Below are 14528 nucleotides of genomic sequence, written 5' to 3'. Positions count from 1 at the left end.
GGCTGCGATCTTTCGATTTTGCTTTAGGGATAAAAGGCTGAAGACAATCGGAATCAATAGTCGAATTTCGTTTTCACTTGTTCGCCTTCGCGATAGGAGAGAACAAATGCCTTCCAGGGCTCACCGCGAGCGACTGCATGCTCGTGTAATTTTTCTACAAGCGCATAGATTTTCGAATGGTTGAAATCAGTTTCAGCGTCCCAGATTTCTGAGCCATTTTTTTCAACGGCGAGGTCTGCCTCCATATAGTTACCCCCCCATTCAACGCGGTATCGAAAGGCGTCATAACCGTGAACAATTCCGGCCTCAACCAGCTGAAAAATGGCTGTCACAAGTTCAAAATCTTCAGCAATCACTCTCTCACCTCCGGAAATTGATTGTTCCAATCATCCCCTCTTCTAAGATCCCTCAGGGACAGACCACGTTTATTTAAACGGAGTCTGTCCCATTTATCCCATCAGATAGAAGGAAACGGGCAACCAGCCACACCCTGGCCTATCAAAAAAGATGAAATGCAGCGTCTCAAATCAATAATTGAATTTGGTCTTCACTTGCTCACCATCGCGATAAGACATGACAAAAGATTTCCAGGGCTCGCCACGCTGCACGGCATTCGCCTTTAAATCTTTTGCCAAAAAATACACGTCGGAGACATCGAAATCGATTTCAGCGTCCGTTACCTCAACTCCGTCTTTTTCGACTGTCAGTTCGGCCTCCATGAACCCTTCACCCATCTCTATCTCGTAACGGAAGGCGTCGTATCCGTGAACAATACCCTCGTGGACCATCTGAAAAATTTTTTTGACGATTTCTAGATCATCTGTAATCACTCGATTATCTCCGGTATTTTTCGGGCTTCGTTCTCAAACACTACAGACTTGGTCTTGCCATCAATCGTGTAAAACACTTGCAACGAATCAGGCCGAGAAGATCCTGGCTCTTCACGTTTGAACTTTATTCTCGTGAGGCCGACCGTTTTGGAAGGATCTTCAAGTGCTTCCTTGATTCTATTTTCATAGAACACCTTGTAAGCCGAATTGTTGAAGTTTCTGTCTTGCGGAAAGAGATTATAACCATCGCACGTGCCGCCCTGGCTACACGCCTGGGCATGCCCACCGACGTCAGTATCCCGGCCTTCTTTACCCGCTGCAGTCTGCCGCGGATCTCGAGGCACCTTTTCCTTGACCGGCGTGAAGGTCAATTCCTCCACCATCCCTTTGCTATTGGTCGTAAAGGTACTTCCATTATCAAGCTCATAACGGGTGTTGGGACTTCTGGCAGCAGGATTGTTGAGCAGTTCATATTCATGACTGCCTTTGACGGATTTGGCAGTCTCGACCTTCACCACGGCCTCGATATGAGGCTTCGCCCCGTCGCCGTGCCCAGAAGCTACAGGTGGCTTGCTCGTCGGCCCGTCTACCCACCCTTTGACCGGCGCATCACCAAACTCTTTTGCCCAGTCAGGATGCTTCGAATCGATCGTAATTGGATCAGAGACTTTCCCGCCGGTAGTCCCTTTGCCACCGACGACGCTGAAAACCTTGCCCGTGACGCTACCTGCCATGTTGGTTGCGGTGCCCAAGGCAATGTTCAGTAGCGTCGCCGCGCCTCGTACATAGGCGTCACCGCCATCACGAGAGTTTGCGCCCGACTCAAACATTTTCTTGAGGCGGTTATCGTTTTCCACCAAGCCGTCCTTGGCCTCACCGCTTAGTTCACTGGCCAGGGTTTTAGCCAGGTTATCTTTCATCGCCTCAATTTTGTCGCCGAACAACTTGTTGATCAGGACATTGCCTGCAAGACCGATAGCAGCTTTTGCCGGCCCCATGGCTGCCTGGATACCCAACGCCAGCAACTGGGCCTGCTCTTTGGGCAGACCGTCCAGATAAGTCTGCAACTTGTCAGCACGCAGTAACAGCACGGCACCCGGAGTACCCGGTGCCGTACTCCCCAACCAAGTCTGTAGGTTATTTTTGTCAGTATCACGGTAATGAACCGATTCCCAATTATTCGATGCGCTATCACCCTTGCCACACTCTCCCGAAGCTTCGCAGGCCGCTTGCGCCGAAGAAAATGCGGCAAATACCTTCACGTATTCTTTGATAGCAACGATGTCTTCCTTTTCCAGGTTATTGACATCGCCCGGATCCCTGCCACTTCGAACCAGATTTTTGGCGATGTCCAAAGCTAGATCGTCACCCAGCCTTTCGCGCGCCGAAGCAGGTACGTCATCCAGCGATACCCGCTGTGCCTGAAGATTGGTCCAGGCTTGGCCAACCATGTTGACCGGTCCGGTAATCAGACTGAGCGCTGCCTCAAAGGAACCTTGCGTAGCGTCCGCGTAGTTCTCTATTTTTTCTGCCCAGGCCTTCAAGGTACCGGAAGGATCCGCTACGGCCTCAAGGGACGATTTGCTCACGTACAGATCGGTACGAGACTCCTTGTCCTTGGTAATTTCGTAGCCCTTGTCGACATCGCGGTTCAAACCGACTGTCGAATCCTTGCCAGTCTCGGCATCCTGGCGCACCACAATTTCACCGGCGCCGACGGTGCCTCGTACGATCTGTTCGCGATCCTTGTCGTACTTCCAACCACTGACGCTCCAACCGGCCTCGCCTTCTTTGCCTTTACCTGTCTGGCTGGCGTCCTGGGCGCCAGTGCCTTTACCCGCCGTGTAACTACCACCAACGTTCAGGTAGTAACCGTGCTCCTTGTCGCTACCGGCAATATCACTGAAGCCCAACGTGCCGGTGTCCAGTTTCAGATTGCCGTTGTCGGCAGCGATCAGTGCACCGTCCAGCTGAGTGTGATTCTCGGTGCGGATATCAACCTTGTTCTTGCCGGTGATAGTGGTCTGCTGTTCGATCCAGTTGGTCTTGCCCGTGGTCTGGCCGTAGCCGACCGAACCACTGACACCGGCACCCGGGCCAATCGTAGCGGTCACGCTGATATCGAATTCTTTGCCCTTAACCTTTCCGGTGTCGGCCACTGAAGAGACATTGAGGTCACCCCCCACGCGACCATTCACCTCATCGCCGCGCAACGTGGCGCCGGCGATGTTGGTGTCCTTGCCGCTGGTAAAGCCCAGCCGGTCTCCGGCGTAGAGGTAAGCCTCTTGCTGGCGGTTGCCTTCGCGCTCCAGATCGCCTTTGCCCATGCTGACACTGGCGTAAACGCCAACACCCTCGGAACCAAACACCAGACCCACTTCACCGCCACCGTTGTGCCGGTTGCTATCGCTGCTGCTGTCATTCTGTGCCGAGCGGATATTGAGGTCATTGAACGCGTTGAGCTCGATATCACGGCGAGCAGTAACCTGAGTACCGATCAGATTCAGATCATGGTTAGCTTGCAGATTGACGTCCCGGCCAGCGCCCAGTTGCGTCGGTGTAGAGGTGCCATGTGAGCCGTCTTCAGTGGCGATGCCATAGCTGCCACCGATGCCGATCTTGAAGCCGCCACTGGTGCCACCGTGAATGCCGCCCCAACTTTCGCGCTGCGTGCTGTCCTGGTTGACACTGCCCTTGGCCACATCGAACGTGACGTCACGACCGACGACATTGATGTCGCGTCCGGCGAGGAATTTCGCCCCTTTTATCGTTACGTCGTTCTTGGCATTGAGGTTCAGATCGTGACCGGCATTCAGCGTCGACGATCGGCTGCTCTGCTCGATGGTTTGCTGACTGCTGCTCTGCTTGCTGTTGCCGAACTTGACGTCTGCTGTCGGCCCGGAGAGGAACTGGCTGATGCCATCCACTGCCTTGAGCGTACTGGAGCCCTTGCTGACATTGTCCTCGCCCTTGCCTGCACCATTGACCGCGTCTTTCGTCTGGCCATAGTTGTGGTCGATGCGCACGCCCAGACCGTTGCGCTCGGTCTCGCGCTGCTGTTCTACCAACAGGGTTTCGCGGCCGGCATCGATGTTGATGTTGCGCCCAGCAGTCAGGTCGATATCGTTACTGGCCTGCAGATCCGAGCCAATCTGGTTGATATCGCGCTTGGCGTTGACGGTCAGATCCTGCCCCGCATTGATCTGGCTGGCGGCACCGGTCTGCTGTTCACGTCGATTCTTTTCCTTGAGGCCATCGACACCGGCAAACAAACTCACGCCATTGTCATCGCTGGAAATGCCGATGCCTGTCTGTCTGGACTTCGACCATGCCTGCTCGGCACGGTCATTGGCTGCCGCCACGACATTAACGTCCCGGCCGGCGTCCATGTTGACATGGCGTCCTGCATCGATACCGCTACCCAGTACATTGATATCGCGCTCGGCACTGAGGATCGTGTCACGGCCGGCCGTGACCAGGCTGCCCACGCTGGTGTTACCTTCACCCAGCCGCCCTGCTTCTTTGGCCGAAGAAAGGGAAAGGAAGCCACCCGAGACCGAAAGACCGGTTTTCTTTTTATAGGCTTCGCTTCGGCTGTAGTCCGTGTCATTGGCCGAAATCAGATTGATGTCGCCGGTGTCATCCACCAGACCGGCACGGAACTCGACATCGTTGCCCGCTGTGGCAGTGCTGGCCTGCAACAGGAAGTCTTTACCTGAAGCGACGACGACGTCGTTGCCTGCTTGCAACTCGCTAGCGACCTGACTGGTGCTGGAGTTGACCGCACTTTTGCCACTTTTGGAGAGACCGAAGGAGCCCTTTTTAGTGGTCTTGCTGAAATCACTGTGTTCGTCAGTCGCCGAGAGCACCGAGATATCGTTCAACGCGCCCAGAACCAGATTGTTTCCGGCTTTCAACTGACTACCGATCACGGTGAGATCACGACCGCCGTCCAGAGAAACACCACCCTTGTCCGTCTGGCTGGCGTTTACGGTCAGGTCGTGCCCGGCTTCCACAACCGAGGCCACATTGGTGCTGTCGTAAATTTCGCTCTCGGTGGTTTTGCGACGTCCGTGCGATCCCTTTTTCTTCTTGTAGTAATAGGATGAACTTTCATCCTCGGCAGAGGCGATGGCGATGTCCTGAACGGCTTTGAGGCTGACATCATCTTCGGCCTTGATCCGGCTGGCGATAATGCCCAGATCGTTACCTGCTTTCAGGGCAATGTCCCGGCCGGCGTTCAATACCGATGATTGTTGCGTGACGCTATGGGTTTCAGTTGCGCGCTTTTTGCTGCGCGAAACGTAATCACTCTCGTCGGCGGCCGAGGTGATGACAATGTCATGGCCGGCGTCGGCCTTGAGATCGCGCTTGGCATCCAGCCGACTGGCCACAACCGCCACGTCACGATCAGCCGTAATCGACAAATCCCGCCCGGACGTCACTTCAGCGCCGTGCTGCGTAATCGTCTGATTGAGGTAACTGCCGCCCCGTGCATTGGTGCTGCGATTCTGCACCGAGGTGATGTTCACATCGCGATCAGCATCGAGCGTCATGTCCCGACCGCTTTGCAGCACCCCGCCGATGTTGTTGATGTCCTGCCCAGCCTTGATCGTCAGATCATTGGCCGCTTCGATCCGCGCAGCGTTATCCAGATAGTCGCGGTGGTACACACTGCCACCGCGGCTGACATCGACACTGGTCACATCACGCTGGTTGATCACACTGCCGTTGGTGGCAGTCAGGCTGACGTCCTTGCCGGAAATGATGCCGCCCGATTTGTTGATGATGTCGTTGCCGGCCTTGAGCGTGAGGCGTTCGCCGGCTTCGATCAGGCCGGTGTTGGTGAGGTTATTGCCGGCCTCGGCCGACAGGTTGTTGGAGGCTCGCAGCGTGCCGGCGTTATCGAGGTTATTGCCGGCAATGAGGGTTACGTCGCCGCCCTGAATCAACGCCCCGTTTGGCGCCAACCGATTATTCGCCTGCGCCAGATACAGCACCGGCACCAGCACTTTTTCGCCGTTCACTTCGTGCTCTTCGAGCCAGACGATGTCATGGGTCAGTGCCGCGACTTGTTGCGCGGTCAGGGTGACGCCCACCGACAGGTTGAGCTGATCCTTGCTGGCGATGGCGTTGTTCATCAGGTACTTGAACATGCCTTCGTCAGAGGTCTGGCCGTCGATGAAGCGTTGGCCCGTGCGGGCGACCACGGCCTGCTGCACCATGCGCTGCTCGAACAGACCATCGCCCAGACGTTTGGCACTGGTGTCGGGATCGTAGCCGAGCTTGCCCAGCAGATAGTCCGAGCTCATGAACTGCTTGAGGTTGGTCAGTACCGGGTTGGTTTCAATCAGGTATTTGTGCGGGTTGGAGCGCACGCTGGGGTCGGGCAAGCCTTGTACGCGCGGTACGTCAAAGGAAGGGCTGCCACGGCCGGGTACCAGCACGCCGACCGGACCGTCAGCGGCGGTTGCGCCAACGTTGAATTGAGCTGTTTTTTCGTTGAGATTCAGCGACGCGGCATCACTCAACGCCAGGTCGCGCTTTTTCATCGAGACCGGATCGTTCTTGTCGATCTGGAAATCGGTGGCATGTCTGACCGGCATTCCGGTGGTATGTCCAGAGGATGCTGCAGTGATCGAGCCGATTGCCCAGTCTTTGATCGGCGAGATCGCTTGTTCGCTGCCATCCTTACGGCTGAGGCGGAACAGACCGTTATCGCCCGTTGGCAGGGTGAAGCCCGGCAAGGCCAGTGGGTTGACCTGTTGTTGGGCCAGGTCTGGAGGAAGCTGGGCGTTGATGCGGATGACGGTCGGCGTGACCTGGCCGCCCAGTTGGGTAGAACCCAAACGCGATGCGCCACCGGCCGATGCGTTGCCGTTGCGAACCACACCGTTATCGAGTTTGTTGGTCGCGTTTATGTAAACGGTGCCGCCTGCCTGAACCACGGCGTTGGCATTCGCTGTCGGACTGCTTTCGGTAGTAAAGGTGTTGAAAGGTGTCGCGTTCTTGATGATGTCCGGGGCTTCTGCGCGCACGCCAGCGTCGTAGCCAGGAGGAGCGTAACGGAGATTCCCGGAATCGTATTCGATGGCGATCGAACCAAACAGAAGATACCTGATTGCCTCGCGACCACCTTGACGCCCGCCTATCCGGGTGAGTGATTCAACCGTATTCATATCCCACGTGTGAATATTGGGAACCATCCTGATCTTTCCGTTCACAACACCGGTTTGGCCCGAGTCATAATCCGGGTCGTTTGCGGCGTTGTAATTCAATACGTCCTGCCAAAAGTCCGGGCCCCTGCTCGCCCTGGGTGCATCAATCCAGCGCGTGATGGTGTAATCCCCGACCGTTGCCCCTTGGTTAGTGAAATTTTGTACGTTGAATGTCAAATCTCGACCGGCACTGACTGTCGAGGCGTTATTGATGAATTCGCGACCGTTGCCCGTCAGATTGCGCCCGGCCGTCAATGTGCCCGAAGCCGAATCCCTGACAATGGTTGAATGGTATTTTTCAACCCAGACCAAGTGGCTCGGCAGGCGACTCTCGAAGTTGATGCCGCTGAATGAAGTACACGTCGTGCAGCGAACGCCAATTGTTCCCGAAACGAGCCCGCCACCCGCAGCAACCTCAAACACATCCTTGCGGTTCTCGATGTGATCAGCCGCCAGACTCAGATCGCCAACACTTTCAATCGTTGCCGAAATGTTATTGATCGATGAACTCCAGCCATTGCTGTCATCGCGGGCAATGCTGATGTTGCCCATGCCATAAATATCGGCGTAACGGTTGGTGAGCGAGCCCACGCGCAGGTTCATGTCGCGGCCGCTGAAGATCAGTCCGTTCTGGTTGAGCAACGAATCACTGTTGATCCGCAGATTGCCGGCGCTGCCCAAGGTGCCGTTGTTGACCAACGACGCGGCATTGACGGTCAGGCTGTCGACCGAGGTGAGGCGGCCCAGATTGGTCAGGTTGCCACGGCTGGTGATCGTGGCAGTGGAGGCCCCGGTGATGCTCGCCACACTGCTCAAGTCAATGCGCGAAGCAGCAAGTCCCAGATCACCGACGCTGCTCACCCGACCATTGCCGCCGTAGTTGCCGGACAGCTGGATATCCATATTGCCATCGCTGGCGATCAAGCCCTCGTTGGTCCAGTTGCCACCACGTCCCACCAATTGATTGGAAGCCAGCAACTGCCCGCTCGCGGTCTGCACAAAATTGCCGACATTGACCGTCAACCGCCCGGCCTGAATCACGCTGCTGTTGATCCAGCTGTCGGCGTTCAGTATCAGTCCGCCACGGGTGACCAGCGAGCCGCCGGCGTTCATCACGTTGGCGGTGGAGATGTCGAACTCACCCAGCCCGACATGCGTCACCGAGCCGCCGGCGTTGAGGAAGCTAGGCGCAGCGAGGGTGAAATCGGTGTTGGCGGTTTCCACCAGACCATTGCGGTTGTCGAACAGGCTGCCGATCTGGAAATCGGTTTTGCCGCTGGTGCCGAGCGCGCGCAGTTTGCCGCCCTGGTTGTCGAGATTGGCGGCGCGAATCGCCAGTGTGCTGGCGCTTTCGATCAGGCCGCTGCGGTTGCTCAGGTTGCCGTCGACACCCAGCTCGATACTGCTGCCGCTGATCTGGCCGTTGTTGTTGCTCATCAGGCCGGCGATGGTTTTCACCACGCCTTTGGCATAGATCCCGCCGCCGCTGTTGTCGAGGGTGTTGCCGCCGGCGTTGAGCAGGATGTTGCCGGTGTTGGCGGCGATCCGTCCGCCATCGCTGTAGATACCGCCGAGCGCTTGCAGGTCGAGGCGACTGCCCTCGATCTTGCCGCCCTGGCCGTTGCGCAACACGCCGGTCAAACGCGTTTGCAGCAGACCTTTGAGGCTTGAGAGCACCCCGCCTCGGCTGTCGAGGCTGGCAGCGTTGAGGGTCAGGTCGCCGTTCTGGGCGATGATTTTGCCGCCCTGGTTGTCGATCGCGCCGTTGCCGGTGTTCACGGTCAGCGCGGTCATGCTTTGCACCGCGCCTTTGGAGTTGTTCATCGCGGCGGCGGTGAGAGTCACGCCGGCATCGCGGCTGGACAGCAGGCCGTCGGCGTCGTTGCGCAACGTGCCGCCGGCGGTGAGGTCCAGTTGGCCGTTGGCCGAGACGGTGCCGCGCTGGCTGTTGTTCAGGTCGCCGCTGGTGAGCAGGCTCAGCAGGGTCTGGCTGATCAACTGGCCGCCTTGGTTGTCGACGCTGGCAGCGCGTTTGATCAGCAGCGCAGCGCCGCTGCCGAGTGCGCCATTGACGTTGCTCAGGGCGCCGAGCAGATCGAGGGTGACGCTGTCGTCACCGACCAGACTGCCCTTCGTATTGTTCAGCGGGCCGCCGGTGAAGGTCAGGGCTTTTTTCGCCATGACGTTGCCGGAGGTGTTGTTCAGGCTGGCCGCGCGGATGTCGAGGGTGTCGCCACTTTTGATCAAGCCTCCGGCAGCGTTATTGATCGCGCCGCCGGTCATGCTCAGGGTTTGTTTGCCGTCACTGCTGACCGTGCCAGCGGTGTTGTCGAGACTGGCGGCCTTGATGGTTACTTCGCCGAGGCCGCCGATGCCGCCCTTGCTGTGATTGAGCAAGGCGCCGCTGAGGTCGATGTTGACGTTGCCGAGCTGGCTGGAGATCGCGCCTTCCAGGCTGTTGTCGAGGGTGCCGCCGCTGAGGCTTGCGCCTTTCCAACCGGAAACCAGACCGTTCTGGTTGTTCAGATCGACCGCCGTCACGGTCAGTTGATCGTTGCTGATCAGGTTGCCGCCACGGTTATCGAAGCGGTTGCCGGTGAGGCTGAAGCTGTTGACGCTGGAGATTTCGCCTTGCTGGTTATTCAGGTCACGCACGGTGGCGATGCTCAGCACGCCTTTGCTGTTGATCACGCCGTTCTGGTTATTCAGGTCGCGCAGATGGGCAATGCTCAACCCACCTTTGCTGCTGATCACACCGTCCTGGTTATTCAGATCCTGCGCGGTGGCGCCCAGGTCCATGTTCAGGCCGGAGACGCCCACCAGCGTGCCGCCCTGATTGTTCAGGCCGGTGCTGTTGAGGGTCAGTTGTTGCGCGGCGCGGATGCTGCCCTTGTTGGTGTTTTTCAGCAGACCATCGACAGTGACCTCGATGTAGCTGTCACTGAGCAACACACCGCCGTCGCTGTTGTCCAGACTTTCCGCGCGAACCTGCAATGCCGCAGCGGCAATCGTGCCTTTGATCGAGGTCAGTGCGTGGTCGAGGGTCAGGGTGAGTTTCTGGTTGCTCAGCAGTTGGCCGCCGCTGTTGTCCAGCGACTTGGCGATCAACTCAAAAGCCTGGTCGCTGGAAATCTCGCCGCCACGGTTGTTCACGTCGGAGAGGTTTTTCAGTAGTAACTGGTCCGGTGCGTTGATCACACCGCCCTGATTGTTCAGCGCGCCGCCGTTCAGATCGACGCTGACAGTCCCGCCGCTGAACAGTTTTCCGCCCTGCTGCTCGAGGCCCTGGACATTGGCGTTAAGCGTCTTGCCCGCGCCCAGACTGCCACCGCTGTTGGTCACCTGACCGGCACTGATCTCGACGTGGTCGTCAGCGTAAATGCTCGCCTGACTGTTGTTGAGGGCACCCGTGCTGATGTTCAGATTGGCCTTGCTGCTGATCACACCTTTTTGCTGGTTATCCAGCGCGCTGCTGTTGAGGGTGAGATCGCCATCGGTCAGCAGGCTGCCGCCCCGGTTGCTGATGGTGCCACGCGTGTCGACGGTCAGCGCTTTGGCGCTGGAGACCGTACCGGCGTCGTTGTTGAGGCTAGCGGCGTTGATCGCCAGGGCACCTTCGTTGACGAGGCTGCCCTGTGCGTTGTTCAGATCCCCGGAGAGGTTGATCGCGAGGTCTTTCTGGCTGGTCAGTCGTCCGCTGTTTTCCAGCGTCTTGCCGCTCAGCGTCAGCCCGGTGTCGCCGGACAGCAGGCCTTTATTGCGGTTGATGACGTCGTTGACGGTCAGCGCCAGATCGCCTCCCGCGAGCATGTAACCGCTGTCGCTGTTATCGAGCCAGGCGCCGATCAGACTGACATCGCTCTTGCTCGACAGCTCGCCGCTGCGGTTGTCGACACGCTCGACGTTGAGCTTCAGCGCATTAGTCGAACCGATCAGACCTTCCTGACGGTTATCCAGACTCGCGGCGATGATCGTCAGGCCGTTGTCGGCGATGACCACGCCGTTCTGGTTATCGAACATGCCAGTCACGCTGAAATCAACATCGCCCCGCACACGAATGTCACCGCTGCTGTTGTTCAAACTGTCGCTGCGACTGTCGAGGCTGGCGGAGGCGATCAGGCCTTTGACGTTGCTCAGCGCGCGGTCGATGACCAGGATGAGCTTCTCATTGCTGAGCAGTTTGCCGCCGTCGTTGTTCAAGCTTTGCGCGTTGACGCTCCAGGCCTTGGCGGCGGAGATTTCGCCGGCGCTGTTGTTGACGTCCTTGAGGTTTTTCAGCAGCAACTGGCCCGGCGTATGGATATTGCCGCGCTGGTTATTGAGCAGACCGTTGTTCATGTCCAGGGTCAGGTCGCCGTTGCTGAACAGCTCACCGCCATCCTGCTCCAGCGAGGTCAGCGACGCCTCGAGTTTCTGCTGACTGCCGAGGCTGCCGCCGGAGTTGTCCAGGTGCGCGGCGGTCAATAATAGTGAGCCATCGGTGGCGATACTGCCGCCCTGTCGGTTCTTCAACTCACCGGTAGTCAGGGTCGAATCAGCCTTGGCGCTGATGATGCCGTTGTCGCTGTTATCCAGACTGCCACTTTTAAAGGTCAGGCCTTTCTGCGAAACGATCAGGCCGCCCTGACTCAGCACGGAACCGCTGGCGGTCAGCGCCATCGCTTCAAGGCTCGACAGTTTGCCCAGACGGTTGTCGAGGCTGCCGGCGCTGAGGGTCATCTGCCCTTCGCTGCTGATCAGGCCTTGCTGGTTGTCCATGGCCTCGTCGAAGGTCAGCCCGAGCGTGTTCTGGCTGACGATGCGCCCGCCGACGTTGCTCAAGCCGATGCCGCTGAGGGTGCTCGCGCCTTTGCTGAAAATCAGGCCGTTGCTGGCATTGATGATCTGCGCGACCTTCAGCGCCAGCGTGGTGTCGGACAGCACCTTGCCGCCATCGCTGTTGTCCAGCCGTGCGCCGTTGATGTGCAGGTCCAGCTGGCTGGAGAGTGTGCTGGCGCGGTTGTCGATCTGCTCGACATTGACGGTCAAAGTCTTGAGCGAACCAACCAGACTGTCCTGATGGTTGTTGAGGGTTTTGCCGGTCAGCAACAGGTTGCCTTCGGCGACCAGTTCACCGTGTTCTTGATTGAGGCTGTCGATGTTGGCGTCGATATCGCCCTTGGTGGAAATCCGTCCACCGTCGTTGGTCACGGCTTTGGCTTTGAGGCTCAACAGACCGGTTGCGGTGAGCAGGCCGCCATTGCTGTTATCCAGCGTGTTGCCGTCGAAGGTCAGCGCGGTTTTGCTTTCGAGGCGGCCCTTGTCGCGGTTGTCCAGGTTGTCGATCAGCAGTTTGGCGGCCTGATCGGCGCGAATCGTCCCGCCACGGTTGTCGGTGTTGGCGCTGCTGACGGTCAGGGTATCGAGGCTGGAAATCTTGCCGGCGCGGTTATCCAGGCGCGTGGCCTGCACGTCCATGGCGCCGTTGGCCTGGATCAGGCCCTTGTTCTGGTTGTTCAGTTGCTCGCTGATCCGCGTGGTCAGCGTGCCTTCGCTGGTCAACTGGCCTTGCTGGCTATTGTCGAGTTGTTGGGCTTTTAGCGTGAGGGTCTGTTTGGCGCCGATCTTGCCGGTGCGGTTGTTGATCGCGCCGAGGGCGCTGATGTCGAGCAGGCGGCCGGCGCTCATCAGGCCGGCAACGTTGTCCAGCGAGGTGACGTTGAGAACCGCGTCGGTCTGGCTGCTGAGTTCGCCGTTGCTGTTGATCAACTGGCCGATGTTGGCGGCAAGAATGGCGTTGCTGTTGATCACGCCTTGGCTGTTGAGCACCTGCGCGGCGTTTAGGTTCAGGGTGGTGTTGCTCTGCACTTTGCCGGCGTTGCGGTTGTCCAGTGTGCCGGCAGTGATGGCCGCGGTTTGCCCGCTGAGCGTGCCGCCCTGGTTGTTCAGGGTTTGCGCGGTGGTGACCGTCAGACTGCGGCTGGCGGTGAGGCTTTTGCCGGTGTTGTCGAGGTTCTGCGTGGTGAGGCTCAGGTCGCCGCTGGCATTGCGACTGCCGTCGGCATTGACGCCGGCTTCGATGGCGCCGGCGTTGGTCAGTTGGCCGCCGGCGCTGAGGTTAATGCTGTCGCGAGCCGCGAGGGTCTGGCGGTTGGTCAGGTTGCCCTGGGTTTGTACGTTGAGCGCGGTGCCGGCGTAAACCGGGCCGCGTGCGTCGAGGCTGGCCGCCTTGACGTTGACCGCGCCGGTGGCCGAGGTGTCGGCCAGACTCAGTTGGCCGTTGGCGTCGAGCTGGATATCGCCGCCGCTGGCAATCAGCTTGCCGTCGAGTTTCACCCCGACCCCGGCCTCGGTGCCGACCAGTTTGATCGCCCCGGCGTACATGCCGCCGAGTGCCGAGGAGTCGATGGCCAGTTGCGGCTTGGTGCTGCCGTCATCGGCGCGGGCGGTGGCATTCAGGGTTTGTGCGTTGACATCGTTGCGACCGGCGACAATCGTCAGGTTCTGCGCCTGAATCTCGGCGTTGATCTTCGCGCTGCGGGTGATGATTTCGAAGCGGTCGACATTGGTCGCGTTGAGTCCCGCGCCTTCAATAGCGACGCTGCCCTGATCAACTTGAAAGCGATCCAGCCGACCGTTGTCGAGCACTGGTTTGCCGGTGGTCAAAGTCACACGCGGTGAGTTGATGAAACCGCACCCGTTGCACGTGATGCCGTAAGGGTTGGCGACAATCACCCGCGCCGACTGCCCCGCCACTTCGGTGTAACCGCGCAACTGGCTCGGGTTGCCACTGATGACTTCGTTGAGAATCGCCTGTGCCGAACCGCTGTTTTTCAGGTTCGGGTTGTCGATGATGTGCCCGCCCAACTGCGTCAGATTATTCTGCGTCGAACCGTTGTTGAGAATCAGCCCCTGCGCGCCGACGTTGTAGTCGTGGAACTGGTTATGCGACAGCCCGCTGGCATTGGGCGTGGCGATATTGATGATCGGCACGCCGTTGCCGGCGCGATCCAGCGAGGTGTTCGGGTTGGCCACGACAATGCCGTCGGCCTGCGCCCACATCGGTTGCCAGAACATCACGTTCGCCAACAGGAACGCCAGGCCGCGCTTGGGCATGCCCAAAAAACGTTCACGGTCTTTCACGACCGCAGAAGGTTGGAGCGCAGGAAAGGCGTACTGGCGAACATCCATGTTGAAGGTCTCTTAGAACGGGCAACGATAGTCGGATTGAAGGCGAGCGCGATGCTTCCTGAACGGCACGAACCTTGATGCCGATCTGCGAAAAGCGGGAAAAGGGGGAGCAGCGCACTAGTATCAAAATAGTGGCGCGATATTAGATGGCCACTATTTTGGCGTCAATTTTTGAATCACCTGAACCATCGTTGCCGACGATCGGTATGAGTAAAACCTGGTTCCGCTTGACAGTCGCTCACCTGCACAACAAGCCCTCCCGCCGCAATAATCTGTAAACTCTCCCCTCTTTCGCCGCCCTTCATTTCCT

Annotated in this window: 3 protein-coding genes; all 3 read right to left on the bottom strand. The window is 58.4% G+C overall.

The window, feature by feature from the left end:
• Positions 1-53 precede the first annotated feature (53 nt).
• Positions 54-356 carry a hypothetical protein gene (locus tag CKW26_RS21650; RefSeq protein WP_007916505.1) on the bottom strand — a complete coding sequence of 101 codons (303 nt, stop codon included), beginning with the start codon at positions 354-356 and terminating at the stop codon, positions 54-56.
• A gap of 171 nt (positions 357-527) precedes the next feature.
• Complete coding sequence (locus tag CKW26_RS21645) at positions 528-830, bottom strand: hypothetical protein (protein WP_095050112.1); 303 nt, start codon at positions 828-830, stop codon at positions 528-530.
• Positions 827-14218, bottom strand: a complete 13392-nt coding sequence (locus CKW26_RS21640) for a hemagglutinin repeat-containing protein (protein WP_095050111.1) — start codon at positions 14216-14218, stop codon at positions 827-829. The genes CKW26_RS21645 and CKW26_RS21640 overlap by 4 nt, the downstream gene beginning before the upstream one ends.
• Positions 14219-14528 lie beyond the last annotated feature (310 nt).

Origin of the sequence: Pseudomonas sp. Irchel s3h9, from assembly GCF_900187475.1 — a bacterium.
Taxonomy (GTDB): domain Bacteria; phylum Pseudomonadota; class Gammaproteobacteria; order Pseudomonadales; family Pseudomonadaceae; genus Aquipseudomonas; species Aquipseudomonas neuropathica.
Note: the sequence above shows the minus strand (reverse complement) of the source record. Positions and strands in the feature narration are given on the sequence as shown.

Bases quoted from the DNA above. Each gene is read 5' to 3' on its own strand.
- CKW26_RS21640 (WP_095050111.1), bottom strand. From the start codon at position 14,218: ATGGATGTTCGCCAGTACGCCTTTCCTGCGCTCCAACCTTCTGCGGTC.